This is a genomic window from Stutzerimonas urumqiensis, assembly GCF_003640395.1.
GTDB lineage: Bacteria > Pseudomonadota > Gammaproteobacteria > Pseudomonadales > Pseudomonadaceae > Stutzerimonas > Stutzerimonas urumqiensis.
Window position 1 is genome coordinate 454,447 of record NZ_RBZQ01000002.1, and the last position, 22,569, is coordinate 477,015.

The 22,569-nt window shown below is 67.1% G+C and carries 20 protein-coding genes; 16 read left to right on the forward strand and 4 right to left on the reverse strand.

Annotated features, from left to right (window positions below; translation table 11 throughout):
• Positions 1-49 precede the first annotated feature (49 nt).
• The 5 genes from hyi (at position 50) to D7325_RS05520 (ending at position 5,745) form a co-directional block, all read left to right on the forward strand.
• Positions 50-832: a hydroxypyruvate isomerase gene (hyi, locus tag D7325_RS05500; RefSeq protein ID WP_120994525.1), complete on the forward strand. Its 783-nt coding sequence runs from the start codon at positions 50-52 to the stop codon at positions 830-832.
• A gap of 132 nt (positions 833-964) precedes the next feature.
• Positions 965-1,855, forward strand: a complete 891-nt coding sequence (locus D7325_RS05505; protein ID WP_120994526.1) for a 2-hydroxy-3-oxopropionate reductase — start codon at positions 965-967, stop codon at positions 1,853-1,855.
• Positions 1,856-2,128: 273 nt separating this feature from the next.
• Positions 2,129-3,409 (forward strand): glycerate kinase type-2 family protein, encoded by a 1,281-nt coding sequence (locus tag D7325_RS05510; RefSeq protein ID WP_120994527.1) that lies wholly within the window; start codon positions 2,129-2,131, stop codon positions 3,407-3,409.
• Positions 3,399-4,814: a pyruvate kinase gene (gene pyk / locus D7325_RS05515; RefSeq protein ID WP_120994528.1), complete on the forward strand. Its 1,416-nt coding sequence runs from the start codon at positions 3,399-3,401 to the stop codon at positions 4,812-4,814. The genes D7325_RS05510 and pyk overlap by 11 nt, the downstream gene beginning before the upstream one ends.
• A 46-nt stretch (positions 4,815-4,860) precedes the next feature.
• Positions 4,861-5,745, forward strand: a complete 885-nt coding sequence (locus tag D7325_RS05520; protein ID WP_120994529.1) for an urea transporter — start codon at positions 4,861-4,863, stop codon at positions 5,743-5,745.
• Between the two features lie 2 nt (positions 5,746-5,747).
• On the opposite strand, the gene D7325_RS05525 is transcribed toward D7325_RS05520, so the two are convergent.
• Positions 5,748-5,972: a DUF2188 domain-containing protein gene (locus D7325_RS05525; RefSeq protein WP_120994530.1), complete on the reverse strand. Its 225-nt coding sequence runs from the start codon at positions 5,970-5,972 to the stop codon at positions 5,748-5,750.
• Positions 5,973-6,173: 201 nt separating this feature from the next.
• Here D7325_RS05525 and D7325_RS05530 point away from each other — a divergent pair, with 201 nt between their 5' ends.
• From D7325_RS05530 to pncB, 3 genes are all read left to right on the forward strand, one after another.
• Entirely contained in the window at positions 6,174-6,344 is a 171-nt protein-coding gene (locus tag D7325_RS05530) for a con-10 family general stress protein (RefSeq protein WP_120994531.1), read from the forward strand.
• A gap of 167 nt (positions 6,345-6,511) precedes the next feature.
• A complete protein-coding gene (locus D7325_RS05535; protein ID WP_120994532.1) occupies positions 6,512-6,691 on the forward strand; it encodes a hypothetical protein in 180 nt (59 codons plus the stop codon).
• Between the two features lie 37 nt (positions 6,692-6,728).
• Positions 6,729-7,925: a nicotinate phosphoribosyltransferase gene (gene pncB / locus D7325_RS05540; RefSeq protein WP_120994533.1), complete on the forward strand. Its 1,197-nt coding sequence runs from the start codon at positions 6,729-6,731 to the stop codon at positions 7,923-7,925.
• Here pncB and D7325_RS05545 read toward each other — a convergent pair.
• From D7325_RS05545 to D7325_RS05555, 3 genes are all read right to left on the reverse strand, one after another.
• Positions 7,922-9,832, reverse strand: a complete 1,911-nt coding sequence (locus tag D7325_RS05545) for an alkaline phosphatase D family protein (protein ID WP_177431777.1) — start codon at positions 9,830-9,832, stop codon at positions 7,922-7,924. The genes pncB and D7325_RS05545 overlap by 4 nt on opposite strands.
• Positions 9,833-10,039: 207 nt before the next feature.
• Positions 10,040-10,927 carry an ATPase gene (locus tag D7325_RS05550; protein WP_120994534.1) on the reverse strand — a complete coding sequence of 296 codons (888 nt, stop codon included), beginning with the start codon at positions 10,925-10,927 and terminating at the stop codon, positions 10,040-10,042.
• A 107-nt stretch (positions 10,928-11,034) separates the two neighbouring features.
• Complete coding sequence (locus D7325_RS05555; RefSeq protein WP_120994535.1) at positions 11,035-11,937, reverse strand: LysR family transcriptional regulator ArgP; 903 nt, start codon at positions 11,935-11,937, stop codon at positions 11,035-11,037.
• A gap of 146 nt (positions 11,938-12,083) precedes the next feature.
• On the opposite strand from D7325_RS05555, the gene D7325_RS05560 reads away from it, so the two are divergent.
• The 8 genes from D7325_RS05560 to D7325_RS05595 all read left to right on the forward strand — a co-directional run bounded on the left by D7325_RS05560 (position 12,084) and on the right by D7325_RS05595 (position 22,530).
• A complete protein-coding gene (locus D7325_RS05560; RefSeq protein WP_120994536.1) occupies positions 12,084-12,692 on the forward strand; it encodes a LysE/ArgO family amino acid transporter in 609 nt (202 codons plus the stop codon).
• 273 nt (positions 12,693-12,965) lie between these two features.
• Positions 12,966-13,547: a superoxide dismutase gene (locus tag D7325_RS05565; protein ID WP_120994537.1), complete on the forward strand. Its 582-nt coding sequence runs from the start codon at positions 12,966-12,968 to the stop codon at positions 13,545-13,547.
• A 241-nt stretch (positions 13,548-13,788) separates the two neighbouring features.
• The gene (locus D7325_RS05570) at positions 13,789-15,843 is read left to right on the forward strand and encodes a putative bifunctional diguanylate cyclase/phosphodiesterase (RefSeq protein WP_120994538.1); all 2,055 of its coding nucleotides are present in this window, start codon (positions 13,789-13,791) and stop codon (positions 15,841-15,843) included.
• Between the two features lie 254 nt (positions 15,844-16,097).
• A complete protein-coding gene (locus D7325_RS05575; RefSeq protein ID WP_120994539.1) occupies positions 16,098-17,453 on the forward strand; it encodes an imelysin family protein in 1,356 nt (451 codons plus the stop codon).
• Positions 17,454-17,559: 106 nt separating this feature from the next.
• Positions 17,560-18,975, forward strand: coding sequence for a di-heme oxidoreductase family protein (locus tag D7325_RS05580; RefSeq protein WP_120994540.1), 1,416 nt, complete (start codon positions 17,560-17,562; stop codon positions 18,973-18,975).
• A 31-nt stretch (positions 18,976-19,006) separates the two neighbouring features.
• Positions 19,007-20,083, forward strand: a complete 1,077-nt coding sequence (locus D7325_RS05585) for an imelysin family protein (protein ID WP_120994541.1) — start codon at positions 19,007-19,009, stop codon at positions 20,081-20,083.
• Between the two features lie 2 nt (positions 20,084-20,085).
• Positions 20,086-21,183, forward strand: a complete 1,098-nt coding sequence (locus D7325_RS05590; protein WP_120994542.1) for a DUF1513 domain-containing protein — start codon at positions 20,086-20,088, stop codon at positions 21,181-21,183.
• Between the two features lie 168 nt (positions 21,184-21,351).
• Positions 21,352-22,530 (forward strand): efflux RND transporter periplasmic adaptor subunit, encoded by a 1,179-nt coding sequence (locus tag D7325_RS05595; protein ID WP_425452264.1) that lies wholly within the window; start codon positions 21,352-21,354, stop codon positions 22,528-22,530.
• Positions 22,531-22,569: the final 39 nt, after the last annotated feature.

Here is a 22,569-nt window from a genome sequence, read left to right on the forward strand (position 1 = left end):
TTTTCCACCGGGTGGCCATCACCCTACGTCTGAACCGAGGAGCCCTACCATGCCCCGTTTTGCTGCCAACCTGTCGATGCTGTTCACCGAAGTCGACTTCCTGGACCGCTTCGCCGCTGCCGCCAAGGCCGGCTTCACTGGCGCCGAATACCTGTTCCCCTATGACTTCCCTGCCGAAACCATCCAGCAGCAGCTGAAGAACAACGGCCTCGAGCAGGTGCTGTTCAACCTGCCGGCCGGCGACTGGGCCAAGGGCGAGCGCGGCATCGCCTGCCATCCCGATCGCGTCGAGGAATTCCGTACGGGCGTCGACACCGCCATCGCCTACGCCAAGGTGCTGGGCAACACGCAGATCAACTGCCTGGCCGGCATCCGCCCGCAGGGTGTCGATTGCGCGACCGTCGAGAAGACCTTCGTCGACAACCTCAAGTACGCCGCCGACAAGCTCCAGGCCGCCGGCATCCGCCTGGTCATGGAGATGATCAATACCCGCGACATCCCAGGCTTCTACCTGACCACCACGAAGCAGGCCCTGGACATCCGCGAAAAGGTCGGCAGCGCCAACCTGTTCCTGCAGTACGACATCTACCACATGCAAATCATGGAAGGTGACCTGGCGCGCACGCTGGAAAGCCAGTTCGCCGTGATCAACCACGTGCAGCTCGCCGACAACCCCGGCCGCCACGAGCCAGGCACCGGCGAGATCAACTACCGGTTCCTCTTCGAGCACCTGGATCGCCTCGGCTACCAGGGCTGGGTCGGCTGCGAATACAAGCCGGCCACCAGCACCGAGGCCGGCCTCGGCTGGATGAAGAGCCACAACGCACTCTGAGCCAACCCTGTAGGAGCGAGCTTGCTCGCGAAAGGGAACGCAGCAGCGCCAGCTCGATTGGCCCATGGCGGGCAAACCCGCCCCTACAGCAACCGCGTCGCCTGACGCAGACCACGACAAGAGGATGTTCTCATGGCAAAAATCGGATTCCTCGGCACCGGCATCATGGGCAAGCCCATGGCCCTCAACCTGGCCAACGCCGGCCACAGCCTGTTCCTGTCCACCCACTTCGACGCGGCCCCGGCCGAACTGCTGGAAAAGGGCGCGGTCGCCCTGGCCAACCCGCGTGAAGTCGCGCAGGAAGCCGAATTCATCGTCGTGATGGTGCCCGACACGCCGCAGGTCGAGGACATCCTCTTCCGCGAGGACGGCGTGGTCCACGGCGTGGGTTCCGGCAAGGTAGTGATCGACATGAGCTCGATCTCCCCCACCGCCACCAAGCAGTTCGCCGAGAAGATCAAGGCCACCGGCGCGCAATACCTCGACGCCCCGGTCTCCGGTGGCGAGGTCGGCGCCAAGGCCGCGACCCTGTCGATCATGGTCGGCGGTTGCCCGAACACCTTCGAGCGCGCCCTGCCGCTGTTCCAGGCAATGGGCAAGAACATCACCCGCGTCGGTGGCAACGGCGACGGCCAGACCGCCAAGGTAGCCAACCAGATCATCGTCGCGCTGAACATCCAGGCGGTGGCCGAAGCGCTGCTGTTCGCGGCGAAGAACGGCGCCGACCCGGCCAAGGTGCGCGAGGCGCTGATGGGCGGTTTCGCCGGCTCGAAGATTCTCGAAGTGCACGGCGAGCGCATGATCAAGGGCACCTTCGATCCGGGCTTCCGCATCAGCCTGCACCAGAAGGACCTGAACCTGGCGCTCTCCGGCGCGCGCGAGCTGGGCCTCAACCTGCCGAACACCGCCAATGCCCAGCAGGTGTTCAGCACCTGCGCGGCCATCGGCGGCAGCGGCTGGGACCACTCGGCGCTGATAAAGGGCCTGGAGCACATGGCTAACTTCAACATTCGCGGCGAGTAAGCCGCAGCCCGACGTGCCAGCGCACGGCTCCATGGGCGCCCCTTCCCGCATTCCCAGGCAGACAGATGCGGGAAGGGTGACCGCCCGCCAGCCGGCGCCAGCTACCCGAGCAACACCCGGCGGCTTGCCGCCAACCCTTTCGACCGCCCGGCAGGAGGTGTCACGGCCCGACTGCCGGGTTGGTCGATTCCAGACGTCAGCGCTTGCAAACACTTGCAATGGCGAGCATTGACGTCTGCAATCGGCCCTACGCCCAAGAGCCAGGAGTTCAGCATGACCCTCGACCCGCAGCGCCTGTTGCGCGACCTCTTCGACACCGCGATCGCCGCCGCCCACCCGCGCCAGGTCCTGGCCGACCAGTTGCCGGCCGACCGCAGCGGGCGGGCGATCGTCATCGGCGCCGGCAAGGCCGCGGCCGCCATGGCGCAGGCGATCGAGGAAGCCTGGGAAGGTGAACTGTCGGGCCTCGTGGTCACCCGCTACGGGCACGGTGCCGATTGCCGCCGCATCGAAGTGGTCGAGGCGGCGCACCCGGTACCGGACGACGCTGGCGAGCGCGTCGCCCGTCGCGTGCTGGAACTGGTCAGCAACCTCGAGGAAAGCGACCGGGTGATCTTCCTGCTCTCCGGCGGCGGCTCCTCGCTGCTGGCGCTGCCCGCCGAAGGCATCTCGCTGTCCGACAAGCAGGCGATCAACAAGGCCCTGCTCAGGTCCGGCGCCCACATCGGCGAGATGAACTGCGTGCGCAAGCACCTCTCGGCGATCAAGGGCGGGCGGCTGGCCAAGGCCTGCTGGCCGGCGACCGTCTACACCTACGCCATTTCCGACGTGCCCGGCGACCAGGCGACGGTCATCGCCTCCGGGCCGACCGTCGCCGACCCGACCACCTCGGCGCAGGCGCTGGAGATTCTCGCCCGCTACGGCATCGAGATTCCCGAGAACGTCCGCGCCTGGCTGAACGACCCCCGCTCGGAGACCGTCAAGCCGGGCGATCCCTGCCTCTCGCGCAGCCACTTCCAGCTGATCGCCCGTCCGCAGCAGTCCCTCGATGCGGCCGCGCATCGCGTCCGCGCCGCCGGCCTGACGCCCCTGATCCTCGGCGACCTTGAAGGCGAGGCACGCGAAGTGGCCAAGGTGCACGCGGGCATCGCCCGGCAGATCGCCCTGCATGGCCAACCGATCGAGCCGCCCTGCGTATTCCTCTCGGGCGGCGAAACCACCGTCACCGTACGCGGCAACGGCCGTGGCGGGCGCAATGCCGAATTCCTGCTCGGCCTGACCGAAGCCTTGAATGGCCTGCCCGGCGTCTACGCGCTGGCCGGCGACACCGATGGCATCGACGGCTCGGAAGACAACGCCGGCGCACTGATGACCCCGGACAGCCTGGAGCGCGCCGTGGCACGCGGCGTGAGCGCCGCCGAGCGCCTGGCCGACAACGACGGCTACGGCTTTTTCGCCGCGCTCGACGACCTCATCGTCACCGGCCCGACACGCACCAACGTCAACGATTTCCGCGCAATCCTCGTACTCGAGAGGCACACCGATGACCACTGACAAGAAAGTCAAAATCCTCGCCACCCTGGGCCCGGCGATCAAGGGCGCCGAGGACATTCGCCGGCTGGTCGAAGCCGGGGTCAATCTGTTCCGGCTGAACTTCAGCCACGGCGACCACAGCGATCACGCCGAACGCTATGGCTGGGTGCGGCAGGTCGAAAAGGACCTCGGCCGCCCGATCGGCGTGCTGATGGATCTGCAAGGTCCGAAGCTGCGCGTCGGCCGCTTCGCCGAGGGCAAGGTGCAACTGGTGCGCGACCAGGCCCTGCGCCTGGACCTGGACCCGACGCCCGGCGACGCCCGTCGGGTAAACCTGCCCCACCCCGAAATCATCGCCGCGCTGCGGCCGGGCATGAGTCTGCTGCTGGACGACGGCAAGCTGCGCCTCGAGGTGACGGCCAACCACGCCGATGCCATCGACACGCGGGTGGTGGTCGGCGGCGAGCTGTCCGACCGCAAGGGCGTCAACGTGCCGGAGGCGGTGCTGGAGCTCAGTCCGCTGACCGAGAAGGATCGCCGCGACCTGTCGTTCGGCCTGGAGCTGGGGGTCGACTGGGTCGCCCTGTCGTTCGTCCAGCGCCCGCAGGACATCGCCGAGGCGCGCGAGTTGATCGGTGACCGCGCGAGCCTCATGGCCAAGATCGAGAAGCCCTCGGCGGTGCGCGAGCTGGAAGCCATCGCCCGCCTGTGCGACGCGATCATGGTGGCGCGCGGCGACCTCGGCGTGGAGGTGCCGGCCGAGAACGTGCCGCGCATCCAGAAGCAGATCGTCCGCGCCTGCCGCCAGCTCGGGCGCCCGGTGGTCGTGGCCACCCAGATGCTCGAATCGATGCGCTTCTCCCCGGCGCCGACCCGCGCCGAGGTCACCGACGTGGCCAACGCCGTGGCCGAAGGTGCCGACGCGGTGATGCTTTCGGCCGAGACCGCCTCGGGCGACTACCCGCTGGAAGCCGTGAGCATCATGAGCAAGATCATCCGCCAGGTCGAAAGCGGGCCGGACTACCAGGCGCAGCTCGACGTGGCCCGGCCACAGGCCGAAGCCACCGTGCCGGACGCCATCAGCTGCGCGGTGCGCCGGGTCAGCGGCATCCTGCCGGTGGCGGCGCTGGTGAACTACACCGAGTCGGGCAGTTCCAGCCTGCGCGCCTCGCGCGAGCGACCGCACGCACCGATCCTCAGCCTGACGCCGAACCTCGCGACCGCGCGCAAGCTGACGCTGGCCTGGGGCGTGTACTCGGTGGTGCATCCCCGCCTGCAGGACATGGAAGCCATCTGCCGCAACGCGCTGGAACTGGCGCGCGAACAGAACATGGCCCGCTCGGGCGATACCGTGATCATCACCGCCGGCGTACCGCTCGGCCAGCCCGGTTCGACCAACAGCCTGCGCATCGAGACCCTCGCCTGAACCCTGAGCCCCGCCCCGAGCGGGGCGCCACTGCCCGACCTGACCCATGCCCGCCTCCCTGCACTGGCTGCTGACCGCCGTCCTCAACGGTTTCAGCCAGATTTTCCTGCTGGTCCATCCCGTCTGCGGTGCACTGCTCCTGCTCGCCTTCGCCATCGGCGCCCCGATGTTGCTGATCGGTGCCCTGCTCGGCACGCTCGTCGCCACCCTCGGCGCCTGGCGGCTGGGTTACGGACGGCGCGACATCGGCGAAGGCCTGTACGGCTACAACGCCGCGCTGCTGGGTGCGCTGCTCACGCTCACGCTGGGGGTGACGGTGCTGGCGCTGGCGCTGACCGTGATCGGCGCGTGGCTGACGGCCTTGATGCAGGCCTGGTGGTTGCGTGCACGGCAGCGCGGGCCCTGGCCGCCGGCCTACACGCTCGCGTTCGTCCTGCTCGGCGTGCTGGCAGTGCAATCGCTCCAGGCGCTGGGACTGGTGCCGCCAACAGTGGTTGCCGTCCCCATAGCCGACGGCTGGACCGCATGGCCCGTGGCGATCGTTCGCGGCGTGGGGCAGGTGATCTTTCTCGACCATGCCCTCGCCGGGTTATGTGTGCTGCTGGCCCTCGGCGTTGCCGATCGGGCGGCACTGGGCTGGGCATTGGCCGGCTCCGCCCTCGGACTGGCGCTGGCCCTGGCGATGCAGCTACCGACGGCGCCGCTGCTGAGCGGACTGGCAGGCTACAACGGCGCGCTGATTGCGCTCGTCCTGCGCGGTCTGCCGGGCGGGCGGCTGATGCTGCTGCCGGGCGTCGCGCTCGGCCTGCTGATGCAGCAGGGCCTACTGCTGCTCGGGCTCGCGCCGCTCACCCTGCCCTTCATCCTGTGCGGATGGCTGGCACAACTGGCACGACGCCTCACCCGCCCCGACCGCCTCCGCGCGCGCTGAACTCAGCCCTTGGTGGCACGCGGGTCCTGGTCGCGCGGGTAGGTCCGCTCTTCCTTGATCTGCCCGTCGGTGCCGTGGATCTTCACCGAACCGACGCGCAGCTTCATGTAGTCGCGCGTCTCCTGGACGACCTCGTCCTGCGTCCGCGCCTCGATCAGGACGCGCTCGTCGCCCTCTTCCTTGAGTACCCAGCGGTTCTGGTCCTGTGTGATGTGATAGTTCTGCATGGTCCTTCCTCGGATTTACAACCTGTGCGTTAGAACAACGGCACGATCGGGCGTTCGCAAACTTTCGTTATTTCGGCAACTAACCATTCGTCAGCCGCTTGGCTGGCTATATGAACTACCGCCGTTAGCTGGCGCTCTGTAATCATGAAACCGGCAACTAATTACCGGCTTCGCGTCTAAATCCATCGAGGAGAAAAAGACATGGCTAACAAGAACCCCGGCAACTTCGCCAACGACCGTGAAAAGGCTTCCGAAGCAGGTCGCAAGGGCGGCCATAACAGCGGGGGCAACTTCGCGAACGATCGGGAAAAAGCCGCTGAAGCCGGCCGCAAAGGCGGTCAGCACAGCCACGGCGGTGGCCGCAAGAGCTGATTTCGCCGCCGCTAAAAAGGGCAGGAGCCGCGTTAACGCTCCTGCCCTTTTTATATATGCGCGATTACTTCGGCAGAGGATCAGTTAGCCAACTAACTTTTTCCAACTAGACTTTGCCAACTAACAGCGCTGCGCCATATATCGGCCAGTTATTTCAGGGCATCCCTATGAAACAACCTGCCAACTCCACCGAACCGATGAATCCCGGCGACGAAGCACCGGCGGGTACGCCCGGCACTGGCGAAAACATCTGCCCCGCCTGCAATGGCACCGGCAGGCTCAATGGCGAACCATGCGAACACTGCGGCGGCAGCGGGCGCGTCATCGAAGGCATCGGCGGTGCCTGATCTCGCCGACGCATCGCGCCTGTGAGCCATCGTGCCCGTGAGCCGAAGCGCATTCGCCGATCCCATCCTCGCCAGCCTGCTCGACACCGACTTCTACAAGTTGACGATGATGCAGGCCGTGTTGCACCACTACCCGGACGCCGAGGTCGAGTGGGCGTTCCGCTGCCGTACCGACGAGGACCTGAGCCCCTACCTTCCGGCCATCCGTGAGCAGCTCGAGGCGCTGGCCAGGCTGCGCGCCACGCCGCAAGAGCTGGCCTTTCTCGAAGCCATCCCCTTCATGCGCGCGGATTTCATCCGGTTTCTCGGCCTGTTCCGGTTCGACCTGCGCTACCTGCACCTGGCCGTCGAGCATGGCGAACTGACCCTTCGACTCGCCGGGCCCTGGCTGCACGTCATTCTGTTCGAGGTCCCGCTGCTGGCCATCATCAGCGAGGTGCGCAATCGCGCTCGCTATCCCGAGGCCACTCTGGAGCAGGCAGCCGAGCGCCTGGACGAGAAATGCCGCTGGCTGGCCGAGCAGGCGGACGAGGCGACGCTCGCCGACCTGCGGGTCGCCGACTTCGGGACTCGGCGACGCTTCTCGCGCGCGGTTCACGGCGTGGTGGTCGAGCGGTTGAAGGACAGCTTTCCCGGCTGCTTCGTCGGGACCAGCAACGTGCACCTGGCCCGCACGCTCGGGCTCAAGCCGATGGGGACCATGGCCCACGAATGGATCATGGCGCATCAGCAGCTCGGCCCGCGACTGGTGGACAGCCAGAGCGCCGCGCTCGATTGCTGGGTGCGCGAGTACCGCGGCGCGCTCGGCATCGCGCTGACCGACTGCATCACGATGGATGCCTTCCTGCGGGATTTCGATCTGTACTTCGCCAAGCTGTTCGATGGCCTGCGACACGATTCGGGCGATCCGCTGGTCTGGGCGGAAAAGGCGATCGCCCATTACGAACGGCTGGGCATCGATGCACGTACGCGCACCTTGGTGTTTTCCGACGCGCTGGACTTCGCCAAGACGCTGCGCATCCACCGCGCGCTGGCCGGACGGGTACGCACCAGCTTCGGCATCGGCACCTACCTGACCTGCGACCTGCCGGGTGTCGCGCCGCCGAACATGGTGATCAAGATGACCCATTGCAGCGGCCAGCCGGTCGCCAAGCTGTCCGACTCACCGGGCAAGACGATGTGCACCGACCCGGCGTTCGTCAGTTACCTCAAGCACGTTTTCCAGGTCGATTAGCGATCGGTCCCGCTGAACAGCGTGGGCCCCGAGCCGTCGGCGTTGAGCTGGGCGATGCGCACCGGCGTGCCCGCTTCGTCCAGTTCCAGCCAGCCGATGCCGGCACCGTTCCACAGGCGTTCGCCCGCGCGGCTGCGGTCCGGGATGCGCGGCACGACTTCCAGGCGCCGGCGCTTGGTCATCCAGTTCAGCGGCGAGCGGGGCGAATAGAGCCAGCGATTGAGTCGGTCGAACCAGTCCAGCAAGCGCGGCGGAAATTCGTTCTTCACACCGCTGCTGGTGATCTGCCAGATCCGCGGGCCCTCGCGACGGCCGCGCAAGTGGATTTCGTAGACGAAGGAGTAATGCACGTCGCCGGAGAGAATCACGTAGCGTCCCGGCGTGCGCGAGTGACGGAAGATGTTGAGCATCACGTGCGCCGCGCCCCGGTGCGCCATCCAGTTTTCCGCATCGACCAGCAAGGGATGGCCGGCCCAGGTGAACAGCCGCTGGATCGCCTCGATCAGCTTGACGCCGAACATCGGCGCCGGCGAGACAATGATCACCGACGGTTTGTCGAGCAGCGCCTGCTGGAATTCCGACAGGGCCTCCCAGTCCATCAGGCCGGACGGACGACTCAGCCGGCTCTCGCTGCGCCATCGGCGCGTGCGGGTATCGAGCACCACCACCGGCGGCTGGGTATCGAGCGCGTAGCCCCAGCCCGGATGCGCCAGCACCGCATCGACGAGTTCATCGTGCGCCACGCAATCCAGCCGGCCGGCGGCGTCGACCCGCCCGCTCAGCCCGGCGACGCGATCGAGTAACGGCCGGTAGCGCTCCGGCTCGTTGCCCGCGCCCTGGCACAGCAGGTAGGCGATCAGCGCGTTGCCGATGATCCGCCGCGAAAACGGGTGGCCGTAGGCGCTCTCTTCCCAGCGCGCCGAGAGGTTCCAGTCGTCAGTGATGTCATGGTCATCGAAGATCATGGCCACCGGAATCTGCGCAAGCGCGCGCGCCACGTTCGGCAAGCCGTCGCTGAAACGCTTCACGCAGATCGCTTCCCGCGCGTAGCGTGCCGCCTCTTCAGCAGGCAGCTCGGGCGGTTGCGGATCGATCAGCGACCAGGGTACCGGCGACCACGCCAGCAGGTAGAGGGCGATCACTTCGCCAAGCGTGACGAGATGGTTCTGGCCGTGGCTGGTGGTGAACACCGGCTTCTCGACGCCACCGAAGAACCGCTCGCGCAGCGCCTCGGTGGACTCGAACGCCGGCAGCAGGCTCTCGCGGCCATAGTAAGACGCCGGGTGTCGGTAGAGCGCATCGCTGTCGTCGACCACCGCGCCGCGCAAGCATTCGCCATACAGGCCGAGCCGGCCGATCAGCGCGTGGATGGCCGCCAGCATCGGGCCGGCGACGTCATCGGCGTAGACCTGGTCGCCCGTCATCAGCAGCAACCCCGGCCGCTCGGTCGGCCGATCGCGCGTCTGGGTGAGCACGCGATCCACCTCCAGCAGGCCATCGGCCGCCGGATGATGCGGTTTGCGGCAGGAGCCATGCAGCAGGCGATCCAGGCGCGACCGAATGACGAACGCCGGCAGCTGGCCGTCGGTGAGCAGGTGCGGCGCCCACGCCGCGATCCCTTGCCCCGAGGCGAGCCGCAGGTCGTATTCGATCAGGCAGTCTTCCGGCAAGGGCTCGCCCAGCGGCAGGTCGATCAGGTGCAGGCAAAGGTGCCGGCCCAGCACGATGCGCTGGCAGTGATCGCCGAGCGGCAGGCACCGCTCGGCCGACTGGCCATCCCTGGGGAACAGGTTCAGGTCGAGCGCCAGCGGTGCCGAGCCCACCAGCCAGAGCACCAGTCGGTCACGGCGCGCCTGACGAAGGATCGGACCGGCCAGCACCGGCGGCAGTGGCTCGGTGCCGTTCATGGCAACTCGTCGCGGCTCGGCATCGCGGGCATATCCGGCCCCGCGGGGCGCCTGTCGACACCGAGGCCAGCAGCGGAAGGTCGCAGATGGATGCGCGATAGATGAAGGATCAGGGCGTCGACTCCAGCTGAACAGGGCTGCGCAGGGCGCAGGCGGCGGTGGCTTGGAGGGCGCTGCCGGCCGTTGGTTCGGCCGGCGCGCGTGGGATCAACGCTGAGCGTCGATCTGGCCTTGCAGGTTGGCGATCTGGCTTTGCAGGGTGCCGATGTTGCGGGTCATCTGGGCGCGGAACGCATCGAAATCGGCGATGCCGACGCCCTGCGGCTGGCGGTTTTCCAGCTCGCTGCGCAAGACCAGCAGATCCTGCTCGAGCCGCCGGACCGCCTCGCTCTGATTGCCCTGGCGCTTGAGCGACGCGATCTCTTCGCCGAGACCGTCCAGCCGGGCGGCCAGCTTGCCGTGCTCCTTCACGGTCGCCTCGAGCGACGCCTGGCTCTTCTGCAACGCCTGGAGCGCGTCGCCATTTCGCGCGATGGCCGCCTGCTGCGTCGACTGGCTGCCCGCCACGGTTTCGATCCGCTTGTCCAGGCCGGCGACCTGCTTGTCCAGGTTGGCCTGGCGCCCCGCGAGGCTCTGCTGTTCGGTAGCGGCGGCGCGCTGCTGGCGCACCAGTTCGGCCACCTGCCCCTCGAGCTGCTTGATGCGCAGCTTCACGGCTTCGCTCTCGCTGGTCACGCTGGATTCGGTGGCGACCACCTGGCCGGAAATGTCCTTCAGCCGCCCGGCGGCCTCCTCGCTGATCTGTGCGAAGCTCTCCTGGGTGGCGACCAGCTGCCGCTCCAGCAGGCCGACCTGCTGATGGCTCCACCAGCCGAGCCCGCCCAACGCCACCAGCAGCGCCAGTACCAGTGCCCACAGCGCACCGGTGCCACCGGCGGTCTTCTGACGGCTGCGACCGCTGGCGCGCGCGGGCGAGGACGCCGGGCGAACCGGCGGGACGGGCTCGAGATCGGGTGCAGGATAGGGCTCGTCGTGATCGCGAGCCGCGCTCAGGCTGGGGATGTGTTCCAGATCGTCATCGGCATCGTTGCGCATCGGGGACCTTTCAGGCGCGTGACAAATGGCGGGCAGTATAACGGCCCGCGGCGCGCCCGGAACAAGCGGCGGCCCGCCACGCCCGGCAACCGGGGCGAGGCCACGGCTCAGGCCGCACCGCCAGCGTCCACCAGCCACTCACCGGCACCGTGCAGCAGCTGGCGGGTCAGCTCGGCCAACAGATCACCGCCGTTGCGCCAGTGGTGCCAGTACAGGGGCACGTCGATGAAGCGGCCGGGCAGCACATCGACCAGCTCGCCACGGCGGAGCGCGTCCCGCACCTGCAGTTCAGGAACCATCCCCCAGCCCAGCCCGCGCAGGAGCAACTGGAAGAAGCCCTCCGACGACGGGCAGAGATGGTGGTTGAACGGCCGCTGGATGCCCAGCGCCGCCAGGTAGCGGTGCTGGAGCTGGTCGTCCGGTCCGAACACGACCGCCGGCGCGCGCGTCAGGGCGTCCGCCGAGGGGTCGTCATTGAAGTGGCGCCGCACGAACGCCGGGCTCGCCAGCCCGCGGTAGCGCATCGCCCCGAGATAAAGGCTTCGGGCGCCGGCCAGCGGCGGTTCGGCGGCACAGACGCAGGCCGCCACCTCACCGGCGCGCATGCGCTTGAGCCCGACGTCCTGGTCTTCGATCACGTGATCGAACACGACCCGATGTTCGGCGCAGAAGGGCGCCACGGCGGCCGCCCACCAGGTGGCGAGGCTGTCGGCATTCAGAGCGATGCGCAGCCGCTCGGGCAAGCGGCTGTCGTCAAGGGTCGGCACCTGGGCTTGAAGGTCTCGCTCGAGCAGCCGCACCTGCTGGACATGATTGAGCAATCGCTGGCCCAGCTCGGTGGGGCATGGCGGCGCGCCGCGCAGCAGCACGGGTTGGCCTACCCGCGCTTCGAGCAGTTTGATGCGCTGAGACACCGCCGACTGCGACAGGCCGAGCGCCTGGGCCGCACGTTCGAATCCGGCCTGTTCGACGACCGCCGCCAGCGCCGCGAGAAGTTTGTAGTCGAGCATCGATTTTCCTTATCGCAGATGAGCAACATTGATTTCTCTTATACGCCGCAGCGGGCGAGACTGCCTACGACCAATCGGAGTCTCACCATGGCGTCCACGCGCTACACCTCACTCGATCCGGCCACCGTCTTCGTCCTGGAGGCGTCATGACCGGCCTCTGGCAAAGCTATTTCAACGGCCTGCTCGTGACGGGCGGCCTGATCATGGCCATCGGCGCGCAGAACGCTTTCGTGCTCGCCCAAAGCCTGCGCCGCGAGCATCACATGGCGGTCGCGCTGCTGTGCATCGTCTGCGACATCGCGCTGGTCAGCGCGGGCGTGTTCGGGTTGGCGGCCCTGCTGACCGAGAGCCCGACGCTCCACGAGATCGCTCGCTGGGGCGGGGTCGCCTTCCTGCTCTGGTACGGTGCGCAAGCCCTGCGTCGGGCACTGCGCCCGCAGGCGTTGCTGCAGGGCGAAGGCACTCGCCGGTCCCGGCGGGCCGTGCTGGCCACCACCCTGGCCGTCACGCTGCTTAATCCGCACGTGTATCTCGACACCGTGCTGCTGATCGGCTCGCTCGGCGCGCAGCAACCCACCCCCGGCGCCTATGCGCTCGGCGCCGCGTGCGCATCGACGGTCTGGTTCCTGGCCCTCGCGCTCGGTGGCGCCTGGCTCGCGCCCTGGCTGGCGCGGCCGCTGACCTGGCGCCTGCTGGACATCGGCGTGGCCTGCATGATGTTCTTCATCGCCGCGCAACTCATACGCGGTCTGTAGCGATCCGACATGACGCGACGCTCTGGCACCTGCTTTTCCACACGGTTGCTGCGTGGTCTCGGCGCAGGTCGGGTGCTATGATCGGCCGCTCGCGGAACGGGGAGAACGCCCCGATCCGCCTGTCAGGCCGCCCGTGAACGGCCATCCCATGCAAGCCAGTCGCACCGAAGTCCAGGCGATACGGGCCAAGAAGTCGAGAACACTCACGCCCGGATCGCAGGTCCGACGCTTGCAAGCCGCACCATCTTCGACACCTGAAGCAGGAGATAGAAAATGGCTTTCGAATTGCCGCCGCTGCCGTACGAAAAGAACGCCCTGGAACCGCACATTTCCGCCGAGACGCTGGAGTTCCACCACGGCAAGCATCACCAGGCCTACGTCACCAACCTGAACAACCTGATCCCGGGCACCGAGTTCGAGGGCAAGGATCTGGAAACCATCATCAAGACTTCGAGCGGCGGCATCTTCAACAACGCCGCGCAAGTCTGGAACCACACCTTCTTCTGGAACTGCATGTCGCCCAACGGCGGCGGTCAGCCAACCGGCGAGCTGGCCGAGGCGATCAACAGCGCATTCGGTTCGTTCGACAAGTTCAAGGAAGAATTCACCAAGACGGCCATCGGCACCTTCGGCTCCGGCTGGGCCTGGCTGGTCAAGAAGTCCGACGGCAGCGTCGGCCTGGCCAGCACCAGCAACGCCGTCAACCCGATGACCGAAGGCGCCAAGCCGCTGCTGACCTGCGACGTCTGGGAACACGCCTATTACATCGACTACCGCAACGCCCGTCCCAAGTTCGTCGAGGCGTTCTGGAACGTCGTGAACTGGGATTTCGTCGCGAAGAACTTCGCTGGCTGATTTGCACTGTCCCGAAAAAAGCCCGGCCCTTCGCCGGGCTTTTTCGTTGATGCGCCCCACAAGGGCGACCTGTCACCCGTCGGGACGACCAAAGAAACGCAACGGGTGGTCGATAAATAGGTTTCGGATGCGCCGAACGGCTAAAGCCGTCATGCTATTGGCGACGGCATACTGTCACTTCGCTAGTATCTATACGCTCACCACCAGGGCTATCTGCACAGACTCATAGAGGGAATGCGGTTTGAAGCTCGAGTTGCGAAACAGCCTGTCACGCAAGCTTCTGCGCGTCGTCCTGCTCTCGGCGATCGGCGTGGGCGTGCTGCTGAGCTGTGCGCAAATCGTCTACGACGCCTTCACGACACGGCAACTGATCGTCTCCGATGCACAGCGCATTCTGCGAATGTCCGCCGATCCCTCCACCCAGGCGATCTACAGCCTGGACCGCGAGATGGGCGCGCAGGTCATGGAAGGGCTATTCCAGCATGAGTCGATCAGCTATGCCTCGATCGGCCACGAAGGCGAAGAGCTGCTCGCCAGCAAGTCCCGCCCGCCGCTTTCGTTGCCGACCCGCTGGCTCACAGACCCGATCCTCGGCGCCGAGCAGCGGTTTTCCACGCCGCTGATCGGCCGCGCGCCCTACAGCGAATACTACGGCGACCTCACCATCACCCTGGATACCGGCCTGTACGGCAAGGGCTTCGTCGTCGACTCGATCATCATCTTCGTGGTCGGCACGCTGCGGGCGCTGGCGATGGGGTTCGCGCTGTACGCCATCTATCAATGGCTGCTGACGCGACCGCTGACTCGCCTGATCGGCGAACTGGTGCAGGTCAACCCGGACCGCCCGAGCGAGCGCAAGCTGCCGATGCCGGTCGGCCATGAACGCAACGAACTGGGCCTGCTGGTCAATACCACTAACGAGCTGCTCGGCTCGATCGAGCGCAACATGCAGCTGCGCCGCGAAGCCGAGAGCAGCCTGGAGCGGATGACCCATTACGACTTCCTCACCGGCCTGCCGAATCGCCAGCAATTGCAGGATCAGCTGACCGAAATTCTCGAAGACGCCGCACGATCGCAACGCCACGTGGCGGTGCTGTGCCTGGGGCTCGACGACTTCAAGGGCATCAACGAGCAGTTCAGCTACCAGATCGGCGATCGCCTGCTGATCACCATCGCCGATCGGCTGCGCGCACAGACCGGTCGACTGGGCGTACTGGCTCGCCTGGGGGGCGATCAGTTCGCGCTGATCCAGCCGGGAATCGAGCAGCCTTACGAGGCGGCGGAACTGGCGCAACGGGTGCTCGACACGCTCGAGGCGCCCATCGTGCTGGACGACAAGCCGGTTCGCCTGCGGGCCACGGTCGGTATCACGCTCTCGCCGGATGACGGCGACAGCTGCGAGAAGCTGCTGCAAAAGGCCGAGCACACCATGACCCTGGCCAAGACCCGCTCACGCAGCCGCTACCAGTTCTACGTCGCCAGCATAGATACCGAGATGCGGCAGCGCCGGGAGCTGGAAAAGGATCTGGGCGAAGCACTGGACAAGGCCCAATTCCACTTGGTCTACCAACCGCAATTCGACTACGGCCTGGGCCGCATCACCGGCGTCGAGGCGCTCATCCGCTGGCAGCACCCGGAACGCGGCATGGTGCCGCCGGATCGCTTCATTCCCCTCGCCGAGCAGAACGGAAGCATCCTCGCGATCGGCGAATGGGTGCTCGGCCAGGCGTGTCGCCAGCTGCGCGAATGGCATGATCAGGGGTTCACCAGCCTGCGCATGGCGGTGAACCTTTCGACCGTGCAGCTGCACCACGCCGAACTCCCGCGCGTGGTGAGCAACCTGATCCAGATCTACCGGCTCCCGGCGGGAAGCCTGGAAGTCGAGGTGACCGAAACCGGCCTGATGGAAGACATCGACCTGGCGATGCAGAGCCTCAACAGCCTGCGACGCTCTGGCGCGCTGATCGCGATCGACGATTTCGGCACCGGCTATTCCTCGCTCAGCTACCTCAAGAGCCTGCCGCTGGACAAGATCAAGATCGACAAGAGCTTCGTCCAGGACCTGCGCGAGGACGACGGCGACGCCACCATCGTTCGCGCGATCATCCAGATGGGCAAGAGCCTGGGCATGCAGGTCATCGCCGAGGGCGTCGAGACTCGCGAGCAGGAAGCCTACCTGATCGCCCAGGGCTGCCACGAAGGCCAGGGCTACTATTACAGCCGCCCCGTGCCGGCGCGCGATCTCGCCGTGCTGCTCGCGCAGCAGGGCACGGAAATTCCCGCCGCGCTTTCCTGACCGACCGCACCGACCGATCAGGCAGGAATCCCATCGCACCGGCATGGGCGCAAGGGGCCTGCCTTCGTCATGAGACGAGGGCGACGAGTGAACTCCGTCGCCCCCTCGTTACCCTCGCGCACGCAATCGACGGCATTCGTGACTTTCCAAAAATGCAAATGTTTCGCATTATGTTGCGCCACTGAAGCGTGCCCGCCGCGCTTCCCAAGGACCTGTCCGACAGGCGCAACGCAAACGAACGCAAGGATAACGTCATGCTACGCACCCCATCCTGGGCTACCGCAAGCCTGCTGGCCGTCGCCATCTCCCTCGCTGGCTGCGGCGAAGACAAGGAACAGAACACCGCCGAGGCCCCTGCCCCGCAGGCCCAGGCGCCCGCCGTGCAGAGCGCGACGCCGGCCGAGCCGGCACCGGTCGCCGTCAGCGAAGAAGCCGCTTCCAAGGTCGTCAACCATTACGCCGACCTGGCCCTGGCCGTCTTCAGCGACGCCCATGCCGCCGGCGTGAAGCTGCAGGAAGCCGTGAACGCCTTCCTGGCCAATCCGAACGATGAAACCCTCACGGCCGCCCGCCAGGCCTGGCTGGCCGCCCGCGTGCCCTACATGCAGACCGAAGTGTTCCGCTTCGGCAACCCGGTCGTGGACGAGTGGGAGGGTCAACTCAACGCCTGGCCGCTCGATGAAGGCCTGATCGACTACGTGGCCGGCGACTACCAGCACGGTCTCGGCAATCCGGGCGCGACCGCCAACATCGTCGCCAACGAGCAGATCCAGGTCGGCGAAGACACGATCGACGTCACCGAGATCACCGGCGAGAAGCTTGCCAGCCTGAACGAACTGGCCGGCTCCGAGGCGAACGTCGCCACCGGCTATCACGCCATCGAATTCCTGCTGTGGGGCCAGGACCTGAACGGCACCGGCCCAGGTGCCGGCGAGCGTCCGGCGACCGACTACGTCGAAGGCGAAGGCTGCACCGGCGGCAACTGCGATCGTCGTCGCGCATATCTCAAGGCCGTGACCGACCTGCTGGTCGACGACCTGAAGGTGATGGTCGCCGAATGGCAGCCGAATCAGGACGGCAACTACCGCGCCACGCTGCTGGCCGAACCGGCCGAAAACGGCCTGCGCAAGATGCTGTTCGGCATGGGCAGCCTGTCGCTCGGCGAACTGGCCGGCGAGCGCATGAAAGTCGCGCTGGAAGCCAACTCCACCGAAGACGAGCACGACTGCTTCAGCGACAACACCCACAACTCGCACTTCTACAACGCCAAGGGCATTCGCAACGTGTACCTCGGCCAGTACCAGCGCATCGACGGCACCACGCTGGAAGGCCCGAGCCTGTCGTCGCTGGTGCAGGCGCAAAACCCGGAAGTCGACGCCGACCTGCGGGCCGACCTGGAGACCACCGAAGCCAAGATGCAGGCCCTGGTCGAGAGCGCCGATAACGGCAAGGCCTTCGACCAGCTCATCGCCGCCGACAACCAGGAAGGCCAGGAACTGGTGCGGGCCGCCATCGCGGCGTTGGTCGAACAGACCGCCGCCATCGAGCAGGCTGCCGGTGCCCTGGGCATCGACAACCTGAACCCGGACACCGCCGATCATCAGTTCTGACCGGAGACGGCCCGGGTCAGCCCGGGCCGTCAGCCCTGCCCTTGAATCGCCTGGTCGCCTGCCGACCGCCCAACCTCATCGCCCCGTGCGACCGGTACCTCTTTCGATGCGCCCGCTGTACCTTCCGCTTGCCGTCTTCCTAGCCATCAGCCTGAGCGGCTGCGACGAGACCGACCCGCGCTTCCTGAAAGCCGAGCCGGGCGAGGCGTTGTCGGGTGGAGACGCAACGGTGAGGCAGCAGGATCACAACGCCTTTTCCCTGCCTTCGGCGAACCTGCCGCCCTTGCGCCGGCTGGACTTCAGCGTCGGCAACAGTTTCTTCCGTAATCCCTGGGTCATCGCGCCGGCCACGACCACGGCCCGCGACGGCATCGGCCCATTGATGAACACCAATGCCTGCCAGAACTGCCACATCAAGGATGGCCGCGGGCACCCCCCGGGACCGGACGCCGCCTCGTCCGTCTCGATGCTGGTGCGCGTCTCGATCCCGGCGGACGAGCAGCACCAGGCATTGCTGGAACGGCTCGGCAACATCCCCGAGCCCGTCTACGGCGGCCAGTTGCAAGACATGGCCAACCCCGGCGTCGAGCCGGAGGTGCGCATCCGTGTCGACTATCGACCGGTCGAGGTCGAGCTGGACGACGGCACCCAGATCACCCTGCGCGACCCGGAACTGAAGCTCGACCAGCTCGCCTATGGCCCCCTGCACCCGCAAGCCCAACTTTCGGCACGGGTTGCACCGCCCATGATCGGCCTCGGTCTGCTGGAAGCCATCCCCGAGGCGGCGATCCTCGCCAATGCCGACCCGGAAGACCAGGACGGCGACGGTATTTCCGGCCGTGCCAACCGTGTCTGGAACACCCGCACCCAGTCGACCGACCTGGGCCGGTTCGGCTGGAAGGCCGGATTGCCGACGCTCGAGCAGCAGAACGCCCAGGCCTTCGCCAGCGACATGGGGCTGACCAGCATGCTCGCCACGCTGGACGATTGCACCGAGGCACAGCTGGCCTGCCGCTCTGCCGCGCACGGAGGTACGCCGGAGGTCAGCGACAAGCTGCTCGATGCGGTGACCTTCTACACTCGCAACCTCGGGGTTCCGGCGCGCCGCAACGTGGACGACGCTGAGGTTCTTCGCGGTAAAAGCCTGTTCCATCAGGCGGGCTGTGCGAAATGCCATGTGCCGACCTTCACCACCGCGGCCGAAGGCGTCGAGCCGGAACTCGCCAACCAGACCATCCGCCCCTACACCGACCTGCTCCTGCACGACATGGGCGAAGGCCTGGCCGATCACCGGCCCGAATTCATCGCCAACGGAAGGGAATGGCGCACGCCGCCGCTCTGGGGCATCGGGCTGACCGAAGCCGTGAGCGGACACACCCAGTTCCTGCATGATGGCCGTGCGCGCAACCTGCTGGAGGCGATCCTCTGGCATGGCGGCGAAGCCGAGCAGGCCCGCGAGGCGGTGATGGCCTTCGACCGCGACGAGCGCGCGGCGCTGCTCGCCTTTCTCGAATCCCTTTAAGGCCCAACGATCAGCCACGAGGTACAGCCCCATGCTTTTCGACCGTTCCCTGATTGCAGCCTGCGCCACGGCCGCGATCGCCCTGGCGCTCGGCGCCTGCGCGCAGAAAGATCCCTACCAGGCGGCCAGCGCAGGCCTCGCCGATGGCGTGCTGCTGCCGGCCTATACCCAGTGGACGGAGACCGACCGCCGCCTCGCCGCCAGCGCCCGCGCCTTCTGCGCCGGCAACGAATCCCTGGCCGATGCCCGCCGCGTACTGCGTGATGCACAACTGGCCTGGAGCGGCCTGCAACCGATGCTGGTCGGCCCGCTCGGCGAAGGCAACCGCGCCTGGCAGGTGCAGTTCTGGCCGGACAAGAAGAACCTCGTCGGCCGCCAGGTCGGCAACCTGCTCAAGGCCAACCCGGACCTGACCAGCGCCGACGTCGAGGAAGGCAGCGTCGTGGTGCAGGGCCTTACGGCCTACGAATACGTGCTGCACGACAAGACGGTCGACCTATCCGACGCACAGGTGAGGGCCCGTTACTGCCCGCTGCTGATCGCCATTGGCGACCATCAGCAGAAGCTGTCGGCGGACATCCTCGGCCAGTGGGAAGGCGACGATGGCATGGCCTCGCAACTGCGCACCTTTCCCAATGCACGCTACGCCGACCCCAACGAAGCGATCGCCGACCTGCTGCGCGTGCAGGTGACCGCGCTCGACGCCCTGAAGAAAAAACTCGGCACCCCACTCGGCCGCCTGAGCAAGGGCCATCCGCAGCCTTATCAGGCCGAAGCCTGGCGCAGCGGAGCCTCGCTGCCGATGATCGGCGCGGCGCTGGCCGGGGCCGAAGCGCTCTGGCAAGGCGGCAAGGAGTCGGGGCTGCGCTCGCTGGTCGACGACGCCCATGCCGACCTCGCGAACCGCATCGATCAGGCCTACGCCAGCGTGCGCCAGACGGCCGACAGCTTCGACGAGCCATTGGCCGAACTGGTCGGCACCGAAGAAGGCCGAACCCGACTGGCCGAGCTGTACGAGCAGCTCGATACCCTGCATCGCCTGCATCAGAACGACCTGGCCCAGGCACTTGGCGTGCAGATCGGCTTCAACGCCCACGACGGAGACTGAACATGAAGCGCCGCGCATTTCTCGGAATCGGCGGCGTGCTGGCCGCGGCCAGCGCATTCGGCGGCTGGACCCTGACCCATCGTGCCGGCACCGGCCCGCTGCTGCTGTCGGCACGCGACGGCAGCGATGGTCGCCATTACGCGGTCGGCTATCGCCTCGATGGCACCCAGGCGTTCGCGACCCCAGTGACCGAGCGCTGCCATGATGTCTACGCCCACCCGGCGTTGCCGCTCGCGGTATTCGTCGGCCGGCGACCGAGCCGCGAGAGTTACCTTGTCGATACCCGCGATGGCACCCTGCTGCAAACCATCGATTCGCCGCCGGATCGGCACTTCTACGGCCACGGGATCTTCGATGCGGGCGGCGAGTGGTTCTACACCACCGAGAACGATACCTCCGAGCCTGGCCGCGGCGTGCTCGGCGTCTACCGCGTCGACGGCCGCCAACTGGCTCGCGCCGGCGAGCACAGCACGCACGGCGTTGGGCCGCATCAGTTGCTGTGGATGCCCGACGGCGAGACGTTCGTGATCGCCAACGGCGGCATCCGCACCGAAGCCGACAGTCGCGAAAAGATGAACCTCGACGCGATGGAGCCCAGCCTCGTGCTGCTCAAGCGCGATGGAACGCTGGTCAGCAAGGAGCGGCTGCCCGAGCAGATGAACAGCGTTCGCCATCTCGCCGTCGCGCGGGATGGCACCGTGGTGTCCGGCCAGCAGTACGAAGGCAACCCGCTGGACAAGGCGCCGCTGCTGGCGATCAAGCGTCCGGGCCAGGCCTTCCAGCCGTTCCCGCTCGGCGAAGCGCAGCGCCAGATGATGAACCAGTACACCGCCAGCCTGGCCATCCACGATGACCTGCGGCTGCTGGCCGTCACCGCGCCGCGGGGCAACCGCGTCTTCATGTGGGACCTGGATACCGCCGAGCTGCGCCTGGACGCGCCGCTGCCCGACTGCGCCGGCGTCGGGGCGGTCGACGAAGGCTTCGTGGTCAGCTCCGGCCAGGGACGCTGCCGCCTCTACGATTGCCGCGGCGAGCGCATCCTCGCCAGCGCACTGGAGCTGCCTGCGGGCCTGTGGGACAACCACTTGCGCCTGGCCTGACCACCGCGCGGGCGCCTGTTCCGCACGCATTCATCGCTCGCTCGCACGGCGGCGCCCGGCGGCTTTGACTAACCTCCGGGCGCCGACTAATGTGCACAGCCTGCCCTTCCGACCGGAAGGCAGGCCCCGCCACCAAGGCTCCTGATTCGACCCAAGGAAAGGTACATGTTGCGCCGCCGCATGCTGATCATGCTGGGCGCGGTGATCGTCGTCGTCTTGATCCTCGCCGCCTTCAAATACAACGCCATTTCCCGCCAGATCGCCCAGTTCCAGGCACCCAAGCCGGCCGTAGCGGTGGAGGCCGCCGAAGCGCGCCTGCAGACATGGCAGTCGCAGCTGCGCTCGATCGGCACCCTGCGCGCCGTGCAGGGCATCGACCTGACCACCGAGGTCGCCGGCACGGTCAGCGCCGTGTCGTTCCGTTCGGGGCAGAAGGTCGAGAAGAACCAGCCGCTGATAGTCCTCGACGCGGCCGTCGAGCAGGCCAACCTCGCCACCGCCGAAGCCGAGCTGGGCCTGGCACGCGCCGAGTACGAGCGCGGCCGCAGTCTGCTAGCCCGCCAGGCGCTGTCGCGCAGCGAATTCGACCGCCTCGAAGCGAGCCTCCAGAAAGCCAGCGCATCGGTCGAGCAGTTGAAGGCCTCACTGGCAAAGAAACGCATCCTCGCGCCCTTCAGCGGCACCATCGGCCTGCGTCAGGTCGACCTCGGCGACTACCTCAGCGCCGGCACGCCGATCGCGACGCTCCAGGACCTCAGCACGCTACAGGTCGATTTTTCGCTGCCCGAACAGCAGGTGCCACAGGTCGCGGTCGGCCAGCCGGTCCGCCTGGAACTGGCGGCCTACCCCGGCGAGACGTTCGAAGGCACGATCACGGCGATCAACCCGAAGGTCGACATCAGCACACGCAACGTCCAGGTGCGCGCCGAGCTCGACAACCCGGACGGACGCCTGCTGCCGGGCATGTTCGCCGATCTGCGGGTGCTGCTGCCGATCGAGGCGCCGCGCGTGGTCGTGCCGGAAACCGCGGTCAGCTACAGCCTGTATGGCGATGCGGTATTCGTGGTGGTGGACAAGCCAGCGGCTGCGGCACAGGCCGATGCCGATGCCGATGCCGATGCCGATGCCGAACAGGCTGCCAGCCCTGCCGCGAGCGACGGCCTTGTGCTCGAACGGCGATTCGTCGAGACCGGCGATCGCCGCGATGGCCTGGTCGTGCTGACCGAAGGCATCGAGCCAGGTGAGCGCGTGGTGGTGGCCGGGCAGCTCAAGCTGGACAACGGCACACCCGTCACGCTGGCCGAAACCCGCACGCTCGACCCGCGTACGCCCGATACGGCCGAGTAACGGCTCATTGCTTCCCGACCGGGGCGACGACGCCCCGGC